At 62.7% G+C, this 21,561-nt stretch carries 16 protein-coding genes; 5 read left to right on the top strand and 11 right to left on the bottom strand.

Annotated features, from left to right (window positions below; translation table 11 throughout):
* Positions 1-39 precede the first annotated feature (39 nt).
* From HF916_RS14360 to HF916_RS14350, 3 genes are all read left to right on the top strand, one after another.
* Positions 40-621: a lipocalin-like domain-containing protein gene (locus tag HF916_RS14360; protein ID WP_240975547.1), complete on the top strand. Its 582-nt coding sequence runs from the start codon at positions 40-42 to the stop codon at positions 619-621.
* Between the two features lie 353 nt (positions 622-974).
* Positions 975-2,264: an MFS transporter gene (locus HF916_RS14355; protein WP_240975545.1), complete on the top strand. Its 1,290-nt coding sequence runs from the start codon at positions 975-977 to the stop codon at positions 2,262-2,264.
* The gene (locus HF916_RS14350; RefSeq protein WP_168789598.1) at positions 2,261-4,021 is read left to right on the top strand and encodes a winged helix-turn-helix domain-containing protein; all 1,761 of its coding nucleotides are present in this window, start codon (positions 2,261-2,263) and stop codon (positions 4,019-4,021) included. Before HF916_RS14355 ends, HF916_RS14350 begins: the two co-directional genes overlap by 4 nt.
* Positions 4,022-4,155: 134 nt before the next feature.
* On the opposite strand, the gene HF916_RS14345 is transcribed toward HF916_RS14350, so the two are convergent.
* Entirely contained in the window at positions 4,156-4,401 is a 246-nt protein-coding gene (locus HF916_RS14345; protein WP_168789597.1) for a hypothetical protein, read from the bottom strand.
* 156 nt (positions 4,402-4,557) lie between these two features.
* Positions 4,558-5,772, bottom strand: a complete 1,215-nt coding sequence (locus tag HF916_RS14340; protein WP_168789596.1) for a phytanoyl-CoA dioxygenase family protein — start codon at positions 5,770-5,772, stop codon at positions 4,558-4,560.
* Positions 5,773-5,868: 96 nt separating this feature from the next.
* Here HF916_RS14340 and HF916_RS14335 point away from each other — a divergent pair, with 96 nt between their 5' ends.
* Positions 5,869-6,909 carry a LacI family DNA-binding transcriptional regulator gene (locus tag HF916_RS14335; protein ID WP_168789595.1) on the top strand — a complete coding sequence of 347 codons (1,041 nt, stop codon included), beginning with the start codon at positions 5,869-5,871 and terminating at the stop codon, positions 6,907-6,909.
* A gap of 123 nt (positions 6,910-7,032) precedes the next feature.
* On the opposite strand, the gene HF916_RS14330 is transcribed toward HF916_RS14335, so the two are convergent.
* The 8 genes from HF916_RS14330 to HF916_RS14295 all read right to left on the bottom strand — a co-directional run bounded on the left by HF916_RS14330 (position 7,033) and on the right by HF916_RS14295 (position 18,612).
* Positions 7,033-8,511 carry a catalase gene (locus HF916_RS14330; RefSeq protein ID WP_168789594.1) on the bottom strand — a complete coding sequence of 493 codons (1,479 nt, stop codon included), beginning with the start codon at positions 8,509-8,511 and terminating at the stop codon, positions 7,033-7,035.
* 350 nt (positions 8,512-8,861) lie between these two features.
* Complete coding sequence (locus HF916_RS14325; protein ID WP_168789593.1) at positions 8,862-9,965, bottom strand: ornithine cyclodeaminase family protein; 1,104 nt, start codon at positions 9,963-9,965, stop codon at positions 8,862-8,864.
* Between the two features lie 38 nt (positions 9,966-10,003).
* Positions 10,004-11,503 carry an FAD-dependent tricarballylate dehydrogenase TcuA gene (tcuA, locus tag HF916_RS14320; protein ID WP_168789592.1) on the bottom strand — a complete coding sequence of 500 codons (1,500 nt, stop codon included), beginning with the start codon at positions 11,501-11,503 and terminating at the stop codon, positions 10,004-10,006.
* Positions 11,504-11,530: 27 nt separating this feature from the next.
* Positions 11,531-12,922: an MFS transporter gene (locus HF916_RS14315; protein WP_168789591.1), complete on the bottom strand. Its 1,392-nt coding sequence runs from the start codon at positions 12,920-12,922 to the stop codon at positions 11,531-11,533.
* A gap of 83 nt (positions 12,923-13,005) precedes the next feature.
* Positions 13,006-14,373 carry an MmgE/PrpD family protein gene (locus tag HF916_RS14310; RefSeq protein WP_168789590.1) on the bottom strand — a complete coding sequence of 456 codons (1,368 nt, stop codon included), beginning with the start codon at positions 14,371-14,373 and terminating at the stop codon, positions 13,006-13,008.
* Positions 14,373-15,791, bottom strand: a complete 1,419-nt coding sequence (locus HF916_RS14305; protein WP_168789589.1) for an MmgE/PrpD family protein — start codon at positions 15,789-15,791, stop codon at positions 14,373-14,375. Before HF916_RS14305 ends, HF916_RS14310 begins: the two co-directional genes overlap by 1 nt.
* A gap of 55 nt (positions 15,792-15,846) precedes the next feature.
* Positions 15,847-17,187, bottom strand: coding sequence for an MFS transporter (locus HF916_RS14300; protein ID WP_168789588.1), 1,341 nt, complete (start codon positions 17,185-17,187; stop codon positions 15,847-15,849).
* Positions 17,188-17,196: 9 nt separating this feature from the next.
* Positions 17,197-18,612, bottom strand: a complete 1,416-nt coding sequence (locus HF916_RS14295; protein ID WP_168789587.1) for an MmgE/PrpD family protein — start codon at positions 18,610-18,612, stop codon at positions 17,197-17,199.
* A gap of 145 nt (positions 18,613-18,757) precedes the next feature.
* Between HF916_RS14295 and HF916_RS14290 the strand changes: the two genes are divergently transcribed.
* The gene (locus HF916_RS14290) at positions 18,758-19,666 is read left to right on the top strand and encodes a LysR family transcriptional regulator (RefSeq protein ID WP_168789586.1); all 909 of its coding nucleotides are present in this window, start codon (positions 18,758-18,760) and stop codon (positions 19,664-19,666) included.
* A 45-nt stretch (positions 19,667-19,711) separates the two neighbouring features.
* On the opposite strand, the gene HF916_RS14285 is transcribed toward HF916_RS14290, so the two are convergent.
* Positions 19,712-21,526, bottom strand: coding sequence for an ABC transporter transmembrane domain-containing protein (locus tag HF916_RS14285; protein ID WP_168792002.1), 1,815 nt, complete (start codon positions 21,524-21,526; stop codon positions 19,712-19,714).
* Between the last annotated feature and the right edge of the window lie 35 nt (positions 21,527-21,561).

Here is a 21,561-nt window from a genome sequence, read left to right as displayed (position 1 = left end):
GTCGCGGCCGGGAAAGCTATCCTACTAGCTTGTCTTCCGATGATCGAAGACGAACCCAGCATCGCACGCCGAGAATCGAAGGGAATGGTTCTGCCCTCACGTGTGTCGGAGAACGCCATGAAGCCCATTTTCCAAACGCTGCGCGCCGCCACGCTGGTGGCCCTTGCATTATGTCTCGCCTGCTCAAAGACTTTTGCTCAGGCGGCGCCTGGCGTGGTGGGTTCGTGGTCTTTGGTTTCATTGACCGTCTCGAGAAGTGGCAGCGAAGTCGAAGTGCTCGGTCCGCATCCGTACGGCCAACTTATCTTCGGCAGCGACGGCCGCTATGTTCTGATGGGAGTTCGCGCAGACTTGCCGAAGTTCGCATCGGGTAACCGGATATCGGGTACCGCCGAAGAGAACGAACGCATCGTCCAAGGCAACTTCGCGCATTTTGGCACCTATACCGTCGATCCGGCCGGACAAGTGATCGTTTTCCACATTCAGAAAAGTACCTTTCCGAACTGGGACGGCGATGTTCAACGGCGCCCATTCACGCTCGATGGCGACCGGCTGACCTACGTCACGCCCGGGAGCTTCGGATATGGCGCATCGAAAGTTGTGTGGCAACGGATGAAGTAAGCAGTCGAACGCGAGGTGCCTAACCAGAACCTCCAGCCGTGAGACCGGGGAACGTAATCTCCAGCAGCTCCCCGTACCACTCGCCATCGCGAACCTCGCGCCGAGTCCCGAGTGAGGCGCACGTCGATCCGTCGATCAAGCACCACAAGGCGAATCTAAAGACCTTTCGTGCAAGCGAATTGTCGTCCATCATATTTAAGCCAGAACGATCATGCACCGTCATCGAAGTCGGATTGACACGGTGGTGGTTGAACACGCCCCTCCGGCGCGGCGTCCGCTTAAAACGGTAGTTATGCCTGGCGATATCAGGGATTTCCATGCTCGACGATTCGCCCCTAATCCGAAAAGAGTCGATGACAGCGCACCAACGCTGGACCATTCTGGTCGCCAGCACGGGAGGAGCGCTCGAAGTATTCGATTTCGTCATCTTCGGATTCTTTGCACGAAGCATCGGCAGCGAGTTCTTTCCAACAGGAACTGGCGTGCCGGCGGAGACGTTGTCGTTCACGGTGCTGGCCATTGGCTACCTTGCCAGACCGGTCGGCGGCATCCTCCTCGGGCGGTTCGGCGACACGCACGGCCGGCGCCTCGTCTTCGTGTCGTCGGCGATGATCGCCTCCGTTTCGACGCTTCTCATCGGAATACTTCCTTCATACGCGGCATGGGGTGCGGCCGCCCCGGCTCTTCTTCTCGTGCTGCGGCTCGTCCAGGGCCTCTGCCTGGGCGGCGAACTGCCAGGCGCAGTCGTCTACGCCGTCGAAACCGCGCGCGGCAGGCCGGGGCTGTTGTGCGGCATCGTGTTCGTCGCGGTCAACCTCGCGTTGCTTCTGGCGACGAGCATTAATCTTGCCATGCAATGGGTGCTCACACCCGGGCAGGTCAACGCGTTCGGATGGCGGATCGGCTTCCTGCTGGGTGGCATGGTCGGCCTGTTGAGCTTTGCTTTGCGGCGGACGCTTGCGGAGACCGACGAGTACGCGCAGGCCATCGGCGCCCGGCATCGCGAGCCTCTTGCCGTCCTGTTTCGCAACCATTTCGCGCCCCTGGCGACAGGCGCTGCCGCGTCTCTGCTGGCGGGCGCGTCGGGTGGCATCTTTATCGGATTCACGCCGAGTTATCTGCAAAGGCTTCAATACGACACGCAACAGATCGCGAGTGCCCAGACGTGGTACCTGATCGTCGTGGCGGCCTGCATTCTCGTGACGGCGCACGTTGGCGACCTGTTGCCGCGCCGTTACGTTTTCAGGTCGGGAACCGTCTTGTCCGCGCTTTTCGCGCCCTTCTTCTTCATCGCGGCCGCCCGTCATTATGCGAGCCTGCCTGCGCTGTTTCTGATGGCCGGCGTCGTCAGCTCGTTCGCCAACGGAACCTTCGCGTGCGCGATTGCGGAAATGTTCCCCATCGACGTCCGCTTCAGCGGCGTTGCCACGGCCATGAATCTCGGACTGTCCGCGCCGCTGGGACTGGCGCCGCTTGCGGCGAATTTCCTCGTTTCCGGCCTGCACTGGATGCCCGCGCCCGCGCTCGTCATTGTGTCGTGCTCGGCGCTTGCATTCGTGGCTTCGTTCGGAATGAAGCGCGAGCGACGACCCGCCGGCGTCGTCGCTGTGAACAGGCACACGCGATGGCAGGAGCGCAGATGAACACGCCAGAATCCGTCCGGATTGCGGATGTCGAGCTGAACATTCAGCGCTACGAATTGCGCCGCGCGGGCGAAAAAGTCAGCCTCGAGCGTCTGCCGATGGAGTTGCTGATCCTGATGGCCTCCCGCAACGGGCAACTCGTCACGCGTGCGGATATCGTGAGAGCACTGTGGGGCGCGAACGCGTATCGGGAAACGGACAACTGCATCAATACGGCAATCCGGAAAATCCGCGTCGCGCTTCACGACGATCCGGTCAATCCGCAGCACATCATCACAGTGAAGGGCAAAGGCTATCGTCTGAACAACGTACGGCCCATGCCTGAGGAATCGGTGCCCGCCCCACGGGAAGCCGTGCGGATACTGGTTCTGCCGTTCGAAAACCAGACCGGCGATTCCGGCCAGAACAGCTTCTGCGACGCGCTGGCCGACGAAACCTCCGCCAGTATCGGCATGCTCGATCCGGAGCGCATCCTTGTCATTTCGAGAACAACCGCCGCCCACTGCCGACGGGTCAGCATGAGTATCGCGGAGATCGCTCGCGAGTTGTCGATCGACTATGTCCTGGAAGGCGCGCTCAAGCGCGACGGCGTGAGGATTCGCATTCTGGCGCAACTGATCCGTTGCTTCGATCAGGTGCAGATCTGGAGCCGCGCGTATGAGCCGATGACGAGTGGCGCGTTGGAAATCCAGAAAGAGGTGAGCACGGCGCTCGCCCGGGAGGTATCGCCCGCGCTCGCGGAACAGCAGCGGCACATGCTGACGAGACGTTTGCCGGTCGATCCGGCGGCGCACGATGCGTATCTGCGCGGCCGTTACTACTGGACCCGCCGCGTGCACTTCGATGCGGGGTTTGCCGCGCATCACGCGCTGAGCGACGAGGACTTCGTGCGCGCGCGCGGCTACTTCGAGCGCGCGATCGAACGGGACCCGACCTACGCGCTCGGATATGTGGGGATGTCGAACGTTTTAGGTGCCACGGCGACGCACGGAGTCTGTGCACCGTCGGAAGGCCACCCGCTAGCGCGGCAGGCGGCGCTGCAAGCACTGGAACTGGACGCCAATCTTCCCGAGGCTCACCAGGCGCTAGCCGGCGTGCACTATTTCTATGACTGGGACTGGCGCCGGGCAGAAGAGGAGTTCCTCGAAGCTTTGCGGCTGAACCCAAGTCACGCAGAAACGAGCCGCCTGTATGCACGGCTCCTGCTGGTTCTTGGGCGAGAAGCGGAAGGCCGAGCACAGTTCGAGCGTGCCGAAAAGGTCGACCCGCTCGGGTTCGAAGGATCACGCGTATTCGGGCTGGTACAGGCAGGCAAATACGACGAAGTGATTCGGGAGTGCCTGCACGCCGGGCGTGGCAATCGCTCCCCGCTCGTCTATCAGCTGCTGGCGACCGCCTATGAAGAGCAGGGTCAATACGAGGAGGCAGTCGACGCGACCATTGATGCGCTAACACGGTGCGGCGAATTCGCTCGCGCAGAGACTATTCGCACGATCTGGGAGTCCGGCGGCTATCAAAAAGTCCTTCAATGGTACTTGCGGGATCTGACGGCGAGACGTCAAAGGCGCTATACGTCGCCGTTTCTGTTTGCGGAAATTTATGCGAGGCTCGACCAGCCGGACGAGATGTTTCATTGGCTCGACCTTGCGCTTGCCGAACATTCGCCGCGCCTGTGCGAACTTCGTACCAATGCATGGTTCCATCGCTACCGCTCGATGGGGCGATTCCGGAACGTCGAAAAGCGTATTGGCTACTGAACTCGGGACATAGCCCTATCACTCTCTGGACGGGCCCTGGTCGGAACCGTAGCCTGCCGCGTTACGCGCGATGAGTGTATTCGCGGGCACTCATCGTGCGTGACGCGCGGTCGCGCAAAGCTGTTGCGCGGCGGTCAATGGTGGCGGAACGTATTGGCGACGATACGGCTTTGCTCCCCGGATTGCAGAGTGTTGAGGTCCGGATAGGCCTGCCGCGCCGGATTCATTGCCATTCCCGTCTCACCCCTCGACGCGTCGGTGACGCCACCGACATCCTGAACAGACGGTGCGGTTCCCGATGGTACTGGTTTGTCTTGCGCCCACGCTTGTCCAAGGAACATGCCGATCGCGCAGAGCGCCACGATTCGAAGCGTTTTCATGTCAATTTCTCCTTCCCACAAGTGCGGAAACGGTCAGTGCATGACCGGCCGTAAGGCGATCCGGTTCCCGCGAGGATGCGGCGTCGCGTGGCTATCGCTTTGTCAATCCTGCGATCAGACCGTCTTTTGCACCATCGACTTAGTCTAAAGAAATTGTTAACTCGTGCCAGATTGCGGATCGGCGGAGCGCTGTCGCGCAGCGTGCTCGTTCAAGGCGAGCGTGAATCGCGCGGCATCCCAATCCTCGTCGAGTGCGCGGCGCATGAGTTCCTGCTGGCTTTCCGGCGCCAACCCGCCGACCGGCGGGTCGCGGTCGAGGTTGGTTGGGAACGGGTATCCCTCAGCGCAGGATGCGATTGCCGCGGTGGCTTCCGTGTCACTTATCCGCCCCGACGCGCGACGCTCGCGCAGTACCGGATACACCGCCTCGCACATTCTCCTGCGGTCGAGCGCTTCCATTGCCCGGCCATAAGCCGACGAGACCTGCAAGAGATTCGCCATGCGCTGAACGTCCGTGGTGTGATTTGCGCCGGCCGCATGGAACAACGCGGGATTGAAGAACACGGCATCGCCCTTGGAGAGCGGCAGTTGGACGAAATGGTCCTCGAAATACTCCCGAAACTCGGCTCGGCGCCACGCCAGATATCCCTCGTCATATCGCTGCGAATACGGCAGGAGCTTCGTCGGTCCGCTCTCAACCGGCATGTCGCTATGCGCCACCGCGCCCTGCAGGGTGAGGAAGGGGGACATCCGATGGACGTGCGCAGGATAGCGTTCGGCCTTTTCAACCGTCTGAAAGCCGAGGTGGTAATCGCGATGCGCCTGTTGAGCAGCGCCGCCGGGGCGAACTACATTGACCTGTGACGTCATCTGGTAACACGGTCCGAGCCACGCTTCCGACACAATCATCAGCATCGGATTTGAGAAGTATTCCGCGAATACTTCGGGCGCTCGCAGGCAGAGCTTCTCCTGGGCGTTCCAGATCCGGTCATTCGCGCCTGCCTTTGCGAAGTGGTCTGCCGCACTCGCGCCTTGCTCGCGCTCACTACGAATAATGGATTCGAAGACGGCCGTTGCGTCGTCGACAGGCCCGGTATCGACAAATGCTCGCCGAAGCACGAGTACCCCAGCGCCACCGTGAAAGACGCGAGCCCATTCCGCCTGCAACTGCGCTCTCTCGGATGTATCGCGCGTCATGCCATCGAGTTGCTGACAGTCGTAAATGGGAATCCGCTGCGCGACTTCCGCCGCATAGCGCGTCGGGCCGTTGTCATCGCCCTCCAGCAAAGCGACGAATTCGTTTAAAGCGCAATCGCGTTCGCGGTACCAACTCTGCCCCGGCGTTTCGATGCGATCCTGGCTGCGGCCCATGTCTGTCTCCCTCTGTGCATCACAGCATAGCCCCATGAATTGCCGACGGGTTATCATTAATCCATCAAAAACACATCAAATCCGAGGGGATCTGTCGTGGCTCACCGCTTTCTCATCAAGGAGATCGCTCTACAGGCCGGGGTCGGGGTAGCCACAGTCGACCGTGTGCTCAATGGACGCGCGCACGTGCGAGAACATACGCGCAAGCGCATCGAGCAGGCAATCAAGGAACTCGAAAAGCAGGAACTGCAGTTGGCGACCGTCGGAAGAAAACTCATGATCGACGTGGTCGTAGAAGCTCCCGCGCGCTTTGCCGATGAGATCAAGGACGCACTTGAAGCAGAACTGCCGGGAATGCACCCGGTAGTTTTTCGTCTGCGTTTTCTGATGCGCGAAACGATGACAACGGCTGAGGTAGTCGAGGCTCTTCACTCGATCGGACGTCGAGGAAGTCACGGGGTTTTCCTGAAGGCTCGCGATGTTCCCGAGATTGCTGAAGCAATCGGCGAGCTGCAGCGGCGTGGCATCCCGGTCATTACCATCTTCACCGATATCCCGCTGTCCGGACGCATTGCATATGCCGGGCTGGATAATCGGGTCGCGGGCGCCACCGCCGCCTACCTTGTTGCGCAATGGCTAAGTCCACGACCAGGCAAAATCCTGATAACGATGAGCGACGAACGGTTCAGAGGTGAAGAAGAACGCGAAATAAGCTTTCGGCGAGCGTTGAGGATCCGATATCCGCAACTTACGTTAGTCGACGCCAGCGGTGGCCATGGTCTCGACACGCTAACTGAAGCGCGCGTCCAGAAGGTTCTCGCGACGCAGATCAAAGTCTCCGCGGTCTACTCAATGGGAGGCGGAAATGTCGCCATCCTTCGAGCGCTCGAAGCGCAACAACAAGCTCCGATTTGCTTTATCGGGCACGACCTGGATCGGGACAACGTGCGTCTTCTGCGCGAGGGTAAGGTACAGGCAATTCTGCATCACGATTTACGTCAAGACATGCGCTCGGCGTGCCAACACATCATGCATTTCCAGAAGCTGTTGCCAGCGTCAGCCGTATCGCCATCCTCTTCCGTCGTTGTCGTGACGCCAGAGAATATTCCTGTGCATATAGCCGGCCGTTTTCGTTGATAACGATCTGGACGCCGGCAGCGCACAGTTCGCGTCACGGCGTGACGCCTGTTCGCGGAGTCGGCAATCCATGAAAGCTTTTGCCGCCCCGCGATAGCGCGTTGAATCATTGATTCAACTCGACTAGCTTATGTTGCCGCGTTTCGAGTTCGCGTTTGCAAGCTTTCCAACCGCCTCAGAGACACCTGCACCGTAAGCCGGATCCGCAAGACGGCAATGTTCGATATGAAGCTGAACGACCGGATCCGACACGCTCTGCAGTGCCCGCGCGGTGTTCTCGAACAACACTTGCTGTTGCGCGGCTGACATACTGCGGAACAAAACGCCCGTTTGCGAGTAGTAATCGTCGTCGACCCGATGATTCCAGTGATCCGCAGCGCCTTCCAGGCTAAGCGGCGGCTCGCGGAAGTCCGGCTGCTCGACCCACTCGTCACGCGTGTTCGGTTCGTAGGAGATCGTGCCGCCCTGGTTGCCGTCTGTACGTCCTTGACCGTCACGGTGATAGCTATTGACATAGCTCGCCCCTCTCGGCGAATTCACCGGAATCTGTGCGTAGTTGACGCCCAGACGATAACGCTGCGTATCGCCATAAGAGAAGAGTCGCCCTTGCAGCATCCGGTCCGGTGAGAAGCCGACTCCCGGTACGACGTTCGACGGCGCGAATGCAGCCTGCTCGACATCCGCAAAATGGTTCTCAGCGTTACGATTGAGTTCCATCACACCGACTTCGATCAACGGATAATCAGACTTCGGCCATACCTTGGTGAGGTCGAACGGATTGATGCGGTACGTGCCCGCTTCCTTCTCGGGCATGATCTGCACGAACAGTGTCCAGCGCGGGAAATCTTTGCGCTCGATGCTCTCATACAGATCGCGCTGATGTGATTCGCGATCCCGGCCAACCAACGCCTCGGCCTCAGCGTCCGTCAAGTTCTTGATACCCTGCTGCGTGCGGAAATGAAACTTGACCCAGAAACGTTCATTTGCCGCGCTGATAAAACTATACGTGTGGCTTCCAAAGCCGTGCATGTGACGGAAAGAACTCGGCAGGCCGCGATCGCTCATGATGATCGAAATCTGATGCAACGCTTCAGGAAGCTGAGTCCAGAAATCCCATTGATTCTGTGCGCTACGCATGCCCGTGCGCGGATCACGCTTGATCGCATGGTTCAGGTCCGGGAACTTCAGCGGGTCGCGAAAGAAGAACACCGGCGTGTTATTGCCGACGATGTCCCAGTTGCCTTCTTCGGTATAGAACTTCAATGCAAAGCCGCGAATGTCGCGTTCAGCGTCGGCCGCACCGCGTTCGCCGGCAACCGTCGAGAAGCGCGCGAACATTTCCGTGCTCTTTCCGATTTGCGAAAAAATCTTTGCCCGCGTGTATTTCGTGATGTCGTGCGTCACAGTGAACGTGCCGAATGCGCCTGAGCCCTTTGCGTGCATCCGGCGCTCTGGAATGACTTCACGATCGAAGTGCGCCAGCTTTTCGAGGAGCCACACATCTTGCAACAGCGCCGGGCCATTCGGACCCGCGGTCTGAGTGTTCTGATTGTCGGCGACCGGTGCGCCAAATGCTGTCGTCAACTTCCTCTTCATATTCATTTTCCAATCCTCGCATGGGGGTGATGAAAAGCGATGCAAGCCGTTGCGAATCACAACCATCGTTTGTCGATTCAAGAATAGCAGCGCCGCTCGGCTGCCATGTTTGGAATTATTTACTGATTGGATAACAAAATACTAAGTCCCCAATGCCAGGTCATACGTCGAATAAGGACAATCTACGTAGGAAAACTGCCAGCGTACGCGTAGCCGATAGTCGCGACTTATAAAAGCGCTAGAAAATGCGACTTGGACTCGCAGCGAGGAATTGGAGATGATTGGTGTAGAGGGCGAATCGTCAATCGACGAAACCGCACAGCACTGCTGCGTCACGATAGCGAGTCACGCTCTTTTCAATTTCTAATGGACTGCAGGAAATAGTGATCCGGCAATGCAATGCCAAGGCCTAGTCGCGACGCTTCCCGATACACATGCCCGCCCACCGCTGCAAACTGCACGCCCCAGTTGCCCACCGTGTAATAGAAGGTGATCTGCCGGGCATTCGTGCGGCCCGGCGCGCGGCCGGTTATCACGTCGGTATAGACCGGCCAGCCCGCCGTATCCACCCTTTCCCCGCGCGACACGGGCAGACGCGCCCGCTCCTCGCTGCTTCCACCGATAAACGCATTCGGGCTGCCCGACACACGTTGGCTAAAGCGTTCGCCCTCTTCCATCGGCAAGCGTTCATGGCCTTGCGCGATGCGCACGTCGAAGCGGCTTGCCACCCTGGCGTCGAATTCACGCGGCGTGAGCGCCACCACGTGCATGCCGGGCTCCAGCCAATCGGCGTCGATCACGGGCGTCATGCTGTCGGTGCAGGTGGCGACGATGTCGGCGCCGCGTACCGCTTCTTCGGCCGCGCCGACAGCTTCGACTTCGATGCCCAGTTTCGCCGCCATGTCCCGCGCAAAACGCACACGGTTCGCCTCGCGACGGCTGAAGACACGCACGCGGCGAATGTCGCGCACCGCCGCCAGCGCCTCAAGAAACGTTTCCGCCATGCCGCCCGAGCCGATCATGCCGATGGTATGCGAGTCCTCGCGTGCGAGCAGCCGCGTGCCGAGCCCCGCCGCGCCGCCCACGCGCATGTGTTGCAGGTGGCCGTCGTTGAGCATCGCGAGCGGCTTGCCGTTTTCTGTACTGAACAGCATCACCAATCCGCAATACGTGCCGGGCTCGACGCAGTACTTCTGCTCGCTGCCGGCGCGGCCGTCGGCGTCACGCGGCCACACCATCACGTCCGATTTCAGCCGCACCGCCAGAATGCCGCCGGTCGCGCCGTCGACCGAGCCGAAGCGGTAATAGCTGTCGTCGCGCTGCGTCGGCACATACGTGTCGATACGCGGACGCCCAATCGACGCGCCATCCGGCAATCCGGCGAACGCGCGTTCCTGCACGTCGATGCAATCGCGCATCGTCAGCACGCGCGCGACGCAGTCGTTATCGATAAGCAGCATCGTAGTGAGTCCCCCGAGCGTTTCCGTTAGCGTCCGAGTCAGCGTGCAACCAGCCGCGCCGCCCCTTCCCCGGCGCGGCGCCCGAACACCACGCCGGCGACGAGCCCCGTGCCGCTGCCGTAGTTGTGATAGTAGAGACCGCCGACAATCTCGCCCGCCGCGAACAGCCCGCGAATCGGCGTGCCCGACGTGTCGAGCACTTCGGCCTCAGTCGACACCTTCAGTCCACCGAACGTGAAAGTCACGCCCGTGGTAACGCCATAGGCTTCATAAGGCGGCGTGTCGAGCCGATTGGCCCAGTTGGTTTTGTCGACGGCGAGCCCGCGCGTGCGCAGACCGTCGTGGATGTTCGGATTGAACGACACATCGGGCCGTGGCGCCTCGTTATACGCGCGCACGGTACGCAGAAAACCTTCCGGATCGACGCCCGTGAGTTTCGGCGCCAGTTCTTCGAGCGTGTTCGCCGTCTCTTTGGTGATGCGCGCGATCCGGTACTCGTCACGCAGCAAGTCGACGACTTTCTGATCGAAGATCTGCCAAGCGAAAAGACCTGGCTGGCGCAAGACCTCCTGCCCATATTTCGCGTACGTGAAGCTGTGAAAGTCGAGTCCCTCGTCGAGAAAACGCTCGCCCTTCGCATTCACCAGAATCCCGAACGGGTAGTTATGCTTCTGGAAGCGATCGCCGATCGTCAGATCGCCATACTCGGGCGCGTTCATATCCCATTGCACCGCATGCGCACCGGACCAGTGCCCCGTTACCGCAGCGCCGATTTCCATCGCCATCTTGTGGCCCCAACCCGTGTTGTAGCGTGTGCCACGCACTTTCGCCAGGTCCCAGTTCGGCCCGAGATAGCGCGCACGCATCTCCGCATTCGACTCAAAGCCGCCGCATGCGAGCACGACCGCTTTCGCGCGAATGTCGACCTGGCGGCCCTCATGCATCGCGCGCACGCCTTCGATGCGCCCGTCGCCATGCAGCAGGCCCATTGCCTGCGTGCGATAGAGCACGCCGATTCCCGCATCATTCAGCGCATGATGCAGCGTTTCGACCAGATGCGTGCCGCCGCCCAGAATGTGGCAGGCCAGCCCTCCCCAGAAGCGGAACTTGCCTTCGACACGAAACGCCTGCCGCCCCAGCGCGGGTTGAAAACGCACGCCATGCCGCTTGAGCCACAGCGCGGCGTCGTAGCTGCTGCCGATCAGCACGTCGGTCAGATCCGGGTCGGCGCGGAACTCGGTTAGCCGCCCGATATCATCGAAATACTGCTCGCGCGTGTAGGTGCCGAAATCGATGTTCGGCAGATCCAGTTCCGCGATATCCGGCGCGAGCTTCAGCAGGTCGTCGACGGAATCGTAGACGAAACGGAACGCGCCGCCCGTGAATGCGGAGTTGCCGCCGCGCGCTTCCTCCGGTGCGCTTTCGAGCAGCGCGATGCGCTTCGCGCCGCCTTCGCGCGCGGCCAGCGCGGCATTGGCCGCGGCGTTGCCCGCGCCGATTACGAGCACGTCCATATCGTTGAGTTCGTCGAGGGTCATCAGTTGGCTCTCCAGTTCCAGTGTGGTCTAGCGTCGCGGATATTCGGCGAGCGGCGTCAGCGACGCCGCGTCCACTTCATCCACGACCGGGTTCAGCGTTTCGAGGCTGCGGCCGGTAGTCCGCGGGCCGAAGACGAGCGTGATCAATGCGGTCAGGAACCACGCGCCCGCGATATACATGAACACGGTCACATAGCCGTAGTTCGTGTATATCGCGGCGATCACGAAGGCATTCGCGACATTCGCGATCCGGCCCGCGCCATACGTGAGGCCGGTTGCGCTATTGCGCACGCCGGTTGGAAACTGTTCGGGCGTGTACGAATAGAGCAGCGTTGCGAAGGTCTGCGTCAGCATGCCGACCGCGAACCCGAACGTCACGATCAGCACCGGCGTGAAGCTCAACCCGTACAGCAAGCCGAATCCCGCGATCAATAGCGCGACGAGCGCGATCAGATGTTTGCGTTCGAAACGGTCGGCGGGATAGACCGCGAGCAATGCGCCAAGCGGCGCGCCCACGTTGATCAGGGTGAAATACGTGAGGCTGCGGGCAATCGTGATGCCGTGATGCACCAGCAAGGTCGGCACCCATGCTTCGAAGCCGTAGAAGCCGATCGTCTGCAGCAGCCAGATCGCGCAGAGCGTGAGCGTGCGGCGGCGGTAGACGCTGTTGAACATCGTCATCCACGGTTCGCGTGTTTCGGGCGGCCGCACGACGACCTCGGGCGTGGTCAGCACGTTTCCTTCGGCGATGCTCCTTGCCTCCATCGCCGAGAGCGCGGCTTCCGCTTCGTCGAAGCGCCCGGCTCGCGCGCTCCAGCGTGGCGACTCGGGAAGCCGCTTTGCGATCAGTGGAAACGCGACGCCAAGCGCGCCCCACACAAAGACCCAGCGCCAGCCGTCCGGTCCGTACGGCACGAGCAGCCGCGCGACGAAGTTCGTCAGCGGAATCGCGCACAGGTTGATGACCATGGCCCACGACTGCCAGGTGCCGCGCGAGCGCGCCGGGAACAGTTCGGCGATATAGGTCATCACCGTCACCATGCCCGCGGAAATGCCGAAACCGGTGACGACCCGCGCCGCGAACAGATACGGGACACTTGGCACGACCGCCGTTGCCAGCGAACCGAGCGACGAGATCAGCACGAACACCATCAGCGAGCGTTTGCGCCCGATCCGATCCGACAGCAAGCCGCCGAGCGTCGCGCCGAAAAACATGCCGATGAAACTCGCGGACGTGATCAGCGCGATTTCATTGATCGCGATGTGCCAATGCCGCATTAGCGCGGGCGCCGCCGACGCGAACGTGTTGATATCGCAGCTATCGAAGAAGAGAGGAATCGCGAACAGGAACATCCATTCGCGATGCATCCGCGAGTTCGGCAAACGGTCGACGCGCGCGGCGACGAGTGAGTCGTTCATGCCTGTCTCCTTCGGCGGTCATAGCCGCGCGATTGTCTTGCTTGTTCGGATGAAGCCCTGTCCAAGGCAGCGCGACGCCTGCGTCAGCGCCGCAAACCTGCTTCGAGTAAACCGGTCAACGTGCTGATGTCTTCCATGCTGTCGATGCGCCACAACATACCCAACGCGTCGCGGCTCGCATCGGGCGTCAATGCGTGATTCGCGCAGTCGAGGAACTTGGCTTCGATCCGCGCGTCCGGCAGCGGATTGGCCGACGTTCGGCCCGCCGCGCGCGCGACGCGTTTCGACACGCGCCGCCCGTCGCGCAACTGAACCACGACTTCCGCGCCGAAATGATCCGGTTGCTGGTCCGCCAACGGATCCGGCTCCGCGACGATCTTCGACATGAGCGCGCGAATCGCCGGATCAGCGTACGCGTCGCCTTCGAAATCGGACAGCACCACGCGTCCTTGCGCCAGTGCGCGGGCCACGCAATACTGCACGCTGAATTTCGCGTCGAGCGCGCTGGCCGGCTGCGGGCGGTTGGTATGTTGAAGGCGTCGCGGATGCGTCCACGAGACAACTGATTCGACATCGTCCGGCTTCAGTCCGTATTCGCTGACGAGCATCAGCATCGCGTCGATCGCGGGGTGTGTACTGCCGCAACAGGGATACTGCTTGATCGCAATGCCGGGTTCGACAATGTCGAGCGGGTCAGCCCAATGCGTCAGCGCCGCCTCGGCGTCGTAATAGCCCACACCGTTGTACACATTGAAGAAGCCTTGCCGATGTTCGAAGGCTTCGTCACCGGCGCTGAATCCTTCGCGCGCCAGCAGCGTCGCGATTAAGCCGTTGCGCGACGCATGACCGACATGCAACGGCTTCGTCATGGTGCCGAAATTGGCCTTGATCCCGGAGGCGAACGACGCGGCAATCGACAACGCCGTCGCCGTGTGCGCCGCATCCAGCTCTAGCAGGTGCGCCGACGCGGCGCACGCGCCGAATACGCCGAGCGTCGCCGTTGGATGCCAGCCCTTGTCGTAGTGATGAAAATTGACGGCATGCGCGATGCGCGCCTGCGCTTCAAAACCCGCTACGTATGCGGTGACGAGCCGCAGGCCGCTCGCGTGCACTTCTTCGGCCAACGCAAAGAGCGCCGGCAGGATCGGCGCGGAAGGATGGCCGCCCAGCGTATTGCTGCAATCGTCGAAGTCGAGCGCATGCGCGGCCGTGCCGTTGACGAGCGCGGCGTCACTGGGTTTCATCCGTTCCCGCGTGCCGACCAAGAGCGCGGCTCCGTTTGACGGCGCCGCCACGGCCCGGGCAATCCGTGCGCAGGGTTCCGCCGAACCGGCCAGCGTCACGCCGATCGTATCGATGATGCCAATACGTGCCCAGCGCAACGCTTCGCCGGGCACGTCGGCGGAAGTGAACGCCGCGATGCGTTCACCCAGCGACTTCGCGATGCTCATCAGCGGTCTCCTCGTACAAGCGATAGATCGGGCGACGGTCTGTGCAATGAATCGGGCGACGATGCAGGCATCGCGTCGAGCCAGTGCAGATCCGCTTCGTGCTCCGCCCGGTCCAGCCGCTCGAACAAGGTGTGCGCCGCGGTGCCCAGCTGTTTCGTCATCCGCATGAACTTGGCGCGCAATTGGGCCGGTGTGAATGGCGTCGAAGGACAGCCCGGGAAATCCCTCTGTGGCAGTTCGTAGGTCGTGCCGTTTTCGAGCGTGATGCGTGTGACGGTGGCAAGACCCGTTGCGTCGGTCGCGACCAGCGTCACGCGCTGCGCGAGCTCGCGAATGGCTTCGTCTTGCAACAGGCGCTCACCGAAGGTCGACGGATCGTCGGCATCGTGCAGCAGCGCCGCCGCCACGCAAACCGGCACGCTGTATTGCGCGAGCACCTGATTGGCGGGCAGCTTGATATCGTGATTCGCAGCAAGACGCGGCGCGCCCTCGATCCGGATCGCGACGATACGGCGCGCGTCGATATCGTGCGCGGCGCGCAGTTGCTGCGCGGCATAGACCGGCGTGTGCGCCACGATGTGACACGCGTAGCGCTTCAGGCATAGCGTCGGCGTTTCATAGCGCGTGCCTAAACCGTCGGTCAGACGCGCCGCGTCCGAGGCCTCGCAATACGCCTGCAGAAAACCGTAGCGCCCTTCGAGTACCGTCGACGGCCCGTCGAACCCCGCCTGCGCCAGTTGCACGGCAACGATGCCCGACTGCGCCGCGCGCCCCAGGTGGACACGTTTGACGAGACCACCGTCGCCCGATTTCGCGAATTCGAGCAATCCGCCGCTCAACGAGCCGGCGATGCCCAATGCGCGCCGCAGCGTATCCGCATCGACACCGGCCAGCTTGCCTGCGACGATCGCGGCGCCGAACGGTCCCGTCAGACCCGGCGCATGAAAGCCGCGGGCTTCGGCGGAATGTTTCGTCGCCGTGCCGATGCGAAATAGCATCTCGATACCGGCGACGAGCGCCGCCAGCACTTCGCGTCCCGACGCGCCATAGACCTGCGCGGCGGCCAGCGCAACCGGCACCAGCGATGCGCCGGGATGTACGCCCGCGCCCGGTTGCCGCAAGCTATCGAGTTCCGCCGCGTGAACCAGCACGCCGCCCGCGAACGCCGCCGCTTCGGGCGCGACGCGCCGGCTCGTGCCGGGGATCGCACACGGGCCCGCGGCCGCATGGCTGACATAGCGCAGCGCAGCCTTGCCCGCTTCCACTTCGTGTCCGTACAATGCCGCGCCGATCGCATCGATCAGGCAGTCTTTGGCGAGCCGCACGATGTCGTCGGGCAGCTGTTCGAAGCGCACGCTGAGCGCGTACTCCGACAACAACTGCGCAGCGGTGCGTCCAGCGGATGAAGCCGGCTGCATGAAAGCGTCTCCGTTGACCTTCGTGATCACCTTGGCGACCACATGAGTGATCACATCACTGGCGCGCTTCTTCGTCGATTACCGACCGATGGCGCGTCTCGGGCATCAGCACATACGTGAGCAGCGACACCGCCGCGCACGCGCTGACGTAATAGAAGAACCACGATTCGTGGCCCGCGTGCTTGAAGCGCAGCGCGAGATATTCGGTGGTGCCGCCCATTACCGACGACACGATCGCAAACGGCAAGCCGACGCCGAGCGCGCGCACCTTCGCGGGAAAGAGCTCCGACTTGACCAGCCAATGAATCGACGAAAAGCCGCTGAGAATGCCGAGCGCCGCGAGATTCAATGCGAACGCGGTGAGCGCGCTATGCGTCGTGCCGAGCGCATGCATCAGAGGCACCGTCAGGAACGTGCCGCCGACGCCGAAGATCATCATGACCGGACGCCGTCCGATCAGATCGGACAACAGGCCGAAAAGCGGCTGAAAACCCATGTAAATGACGAGCGCGGCGGTTGCGATCAGCGTCGCCGTATCGCGGCTGAAGCCGGTCGTGTTGACCATGAACTTCTGCAGATAGATCGTGAACGTGTAGAACGCAACGGTTCCGCCGATGCTGATGCCGATCGTCCACAGCGTCTGACGCCGGTGCTGGATCAGCAGCACCAGCAAGCTGCCGCGCTCTGTCTGCGTGCGCGCGCCGGCGCCACCCTCTCGCTCGAATGCATCGGTCTCCGCAATGCCGCGCCGCAGATAGAGCGCGAAGACGGCCAGCGCGCCGCCGATCGCAAAGGGAATCCGCCATCCCCACTGTTCGAGTTGCGTGGGCGTCAACACGAACCGTTGCAGCACGAGCATCAACGCGAGCGCCACCAGTTGCCCCATCACCACCGTGACCTGGACGAAGCCGACAAAGAAGCCGCGCCGGCCCGTCGGCGCCATCTCGCTCAGATAGGTCGCGCTCGTGCCCGCTTCGCCGCCCATGCTGAAGCCTTGCAGCAGACGCGCGCAGACCAGCACGGCGGGCGCGGCCACGCCGATGGACGCATACGTCGGCGTCAAGGCGATGATCAGCGAGCCGACGCTCATCATCGCGACCGACACGCTCAACGCCACGCGCCGCCCACGCCGGTCGGCGAGCGCGCCGATGGCCCAACTGCCGAGCGGCCGCACGACATAACCGATCGCCGCGACGGCCGCCGCGTTCAGGAGTTGCGCGGTCTGATTGCCGCCCGGGAAAAAAGCCTTGCTGAAATAGATCGAGAAGATCGAATACGCGAGAAAGTCGTACCACTCGATGACGTTGCCGGCACTGCCGCCGATAATCGACCGCAACCGTTCGCGCCGCGCGGCGGGCGTGGCGGACAACGGGAGAGTGTGCGCAGTGGCGGCCACGATGGCTCCTCAGGCCGCGCTCGCGAGGAGGCGCGCGAGTTCGCTGGCATCCGGCTGATCTTCGGCGTGCATCACCCAGTCGACGATGCGCGCGATCTGCCGTGCGTCGATCCGATGCGCGGCAAGCTTTCTCATCTTGCCGACGATATCCGCTTCGCTCGCGAACGCGTGTTCGCTGCCGCGTTGCGCTTCGACCGTTTCTTCGAGCCGCGTGCCGTCACGCAACAGCACCTCGACGCGCACCATATGCCGCAGCATCGAGCCGCGCGCCGTGATCGACGGATCCTCGACCACTTGCACGCGATCCGCCAGCGCCATGCGCTGCGGGTCCGTGACTTTGTCCTCGCTGAACTGGTCGACGAAAACGTCGCCTTCGAGCAGCAGCGTTGCGACGCAATACGGCAGGTTGAGCTGCGCGGAGGTGAGCCCCTGCGGCACGTATTTCCAGCCCACATGATCGACCGTCACACGCGAACCGTGCACGACGATCCGCTCGATATCGTCCGGACAGAAGGCATGACGCGCCTGCATCGCGCGGATCGCATCGAGCGTGGTGTGATTGCTGCCCACGCACGAGTAAAACTTCAGCGCGATGCGCATGGTTTCGAAGCGTTCACCGAGGCCGTCCACGAGTTGCGTCAGATCGAAGCGGTCCGACGAACGTGAGAAGGTGCTGCAAAAGCCGCCGTACGGGTTTTCAAACACGTCGACGATACCCGTGAAGCCGTTTTGCGCGAGCAACGCGCCGTACAGGCCGCTTTGCGCGGCACGCCCCGCGTGCATGCGTTTGACCATCGCGCCGAACTGCGCGGCCATCAGCCCCGCCGCCTGCGTGCCGCCGATGCCGAGCGCGTGCACCGTCCGCTCCACATCGAGCCGCAGCGCGGCTGCCGCGCCCGCCGCGGCCGAGAATACGCCGACCGTCGCGCCCGAATGCCAGCCTTGCGCGATGTGCTCCGGTCCCATGCACATGCCCACGCGCGGACCGATCTCATAGCCGGCCACGCAGGCACGCAGGAAATCGCGGCCTGACATCGGCGCATCGGCGGACCGCAGTTCGGCGACGGCCAGCACGGCCGGCAAGGTTACCGCCCCGACGTGCAGCACGCCGACGCGATGCACGTCGTCGAGTTCGAAACTCTGGATCAAGGTGCCGTTGACGAGCGCCGCGTGCGGCGCGGATAAACGCAACGGCATGCCCCACACGTGGCAACCCGGCGTGCTGTCGACGCGCTGCAAGGTGTCCGCAAGAATGCGGCTCCACGGCAACCCGGCGCCGAAAATGGCGCAGCCGAGCGAATCGAGAATCAGCAGTTTGATGCGCGCGCGCACCTCGTCCGGTATCGCCTCATACCGCAAGCCCGCGACGAATGCGGCCACGCCGCCGGTATAAGGGTTTGCGCCTACGTCGTTGTGCTGGTTCATCGTTTCGGGTGCCGTTTTGGGTGCAATCGCGCGGAACGGGTTGCACGGAAATGTCGTGTGCTCAGTATCCGCAGCCCGGACGCGTTTGTGAATTGCACGCGACGTGATTATTATTGCGTCACATGCAAGAGTCAGCGGGGTGCAGATGAACCGTTTTCCGGGTGTCGATCTCGACGCATTGCGAGCCTTCGTCGCGGTCGCGTCGCATGCATCGTTCAACGACGCGGCGATCGAACTGAACCTGTCCGCGTCCGCTTTGACGCGGCGCATCAAACGGCTCGAGGAAGCGCTCGACGCCATGCTGTTCGAACGCACCACGCGCACGGTCGCGCTCACCAGTTCCGGTGAATTGCTGCTGCCGCGCGCGCAGGGCGTGTTGCGTGAGCTCGATGCTTCGCTCGAACTGGTGAGCGAAGCGACGCGTATCCGCACCGGTCAGTTGACCATCGCGTGCATTCCGACCGTAGCCAAATTCATGCTGCCGAAGATCGTCAGCAGTTATCACAAACGGCATCCTGAAGTACGGCTCAGGCTCATCGAGGCCAACCTCGCGACGGTCGTGCAACGTGTCGCGATCGGCGAGGCGGAATTCGGCATTGCGTTTCTCGTGAACGATTCGCCGGAGCTTGCCATCGACGAACTGCTTGTCGATCCGTACGTGCTGGCCTGTCCCGCGGATCATCCGCTCGCCGCGAGGGAACATGTGACGTGGCCTGAGTTGCGGCCGTGGCCGCTGATCGTCTCGGGCACGTCGAGCGGCAACCGGCGTATGCTCGACGCCGCGCTCAGGGATATCGACTGGCGTCCCGACCGGCTGATCGAGATCGAACATCTGACCACTTCATTGGGGCTCGTCGAAGCGGGACTCGGCATCTCCATCATTCCGCGTTGCGCGGCGCCACGTGATGCGCACGCGCGCATCGCGATCCGGCCTCTGGTTGATCCGACGGTCGCGCGAACCATCGGTCTGATTCGCCGGCGCGATGCCGCGCTCTCGTCGATCGCACGCGACTTTCGTCTCGCGCTGCGCCGGATGGCGCCATTCGATCACTAGCGTGGTCGTTCATCCAGACTGCCCGTGCGGCCGGTTTTGCGTCCTTTACGCCGAGCCGATAGGATCGCTCACGGCGCCGCGCTGCGCCGTCTGCCCCGACGGCTCGCCGAACTGCAACGCCGCAAGCTGGGCATAGAGCGGGGAGCTCAGCAGGAGTTCCGCGTGACGACCCTGCGCGACGATACGCCCCTGTTCCAGCACGACAATGCGGTCGGCCTGTTGGACGGTCGCGAGGCGGTGCGCGATGACCAGTGTGGTGCGGTTCTGCGCGGCATTGTCCAGCGCCTTTTGTACCAGCCGTTCGCTGGCGGCATCGAGCGCACTGGTCGCTTCGTCCAGCAGCAGGATGGGCGGATTCTTCAGGATCGCGCGAGCGATCGCGATGCGCTGACGCTGTCCACCGGACAGTCGCACGCCGCGCTCGCCGAGAAAAGTGTCGTAGCCCTGCGGTAATTCTTCGATAAAGCCGGCCGCGGCGGCCATGTCGGCCGCCCGCTGTACTTGCGCGAGCGTGGCTTCCGGCGCGCCATAGCGGATATTGTCGAGCACGCTCCCTGAAAAGATCACCGATTCCTGCAGCACCACGCCGATTTCCTTGCGCAATTCGACGAGCGGCACATCACGCGTCGGGACGCCGTTGATCAGAATGCGGCCGGCTTGCGGATCGTAAAAGCGCAGCAGCAGCTGAAACAGCGTGGTCTTGCCCGCGCCGGACGGACCGACCAGTGCGACATGTTCGCCCGGACGGACGTCGAGCGAGAGTGCGGAAAGCGCCGCGATGCCTGGGCGTGAAGGATACGAGAAGCTGACATCGTCGAAGCGGATGCCCTCGCCTCGCGCAGGCAGCGCGACTGTCGTCTCGGCCTCCACCACCGGCGAGCGCGCCGCCAGCAATTGCAGCAAACGTTCGGTGGCGCCGGCAGCGCGCTGCAGATCGCCCCACACCTCGGCGACCGCGCCCACGGCGCCGGCCGTGAACACCGCGTAGAGGATGAACTGGGACAATTGGCCCGCCGTCATCCGTCCGGCCAGCACCGCCTGCGCCCCGAGCCACAGCACGAATACGATGGCGGTGAACACCAGCACGATCACCACGGCGGTCAACCAGGCGCGCGCGCGAATGCGCGTGAGCGCGGTCTCGAAGGCCGCCTCCACCGCGCCGCCAAAGCGCCGCATTTCAAAAGGCTCCTGCGTGTACGACTGCACGGTCGGCATGGCATTCAGCACCTCGCCCGCCAGCGCGCTCGTGTTCGCGATCTTGTCCTGGCTCGCGCGCGAGAGCCGCCGCACGCGCCGGCCGAAGATCACGATAGGCGCGACCACCACGACCAGCGTCGCGATGATGTAGCCGGACAGCACCGGGCTCGTCACCGCCAGCATCGCCACGCCGCCGGTCAACAGGAAAAAGTTGCGCAAACCCAGCGACAGGCTGGTGCCCACCACCGTCTGGATCAATGTGGTGTCGGCGGTCAGCCGTGACAGCACCTCGCCAGTCTGCGTGGTCTCGAAGAACTGCGGACTCATCTGCAGCACGTGATCGTAGACGGCACGCCGTAAGTCGGCCGTGACCCGCTCACCCAGCCATGACACGAGGTAGAAGCGCAGCGCCGTCGCGCCGGCCAGCACCAGCGATACGACAAATAGCGCGAGGAAATAACGATCGATGTGCCCCCGGTCGCCTGCGGCGAAGCCACGATCGATCAGGTATTTGAACGCCACCGGCAACACCAGCGTGGCGCCCGCCGAGGTCACCAGCGCGAGGAACGCGAGCGCCCAGCGGCCGGCATAGGGGCGCAGGAAAGGAAACAGTGCAAAGAGAGGGCCGATACGGGGTGACGGCGGCGACGACGTCCCCGGGATATTGGTCGAGGCGGATCGGCCCCTTGCGACCTCAT

This window comes from Paraburkholderia aromaticivorans (genome assembly GCF_012689525.1).
GTDB classification, from domain to species: domain Bacteria; phylum Pseudomonadota; class Gammaproteobacteria; order Burkholderiales; family Burkholderiaceae; genus Paraburkholderia; species Paraburkholderia aromaticivorans_A.
Note: the sequence above shows the minus strand (reverse complement) of the source record. Positions and strands in the feature narration are given on the sequence as shown.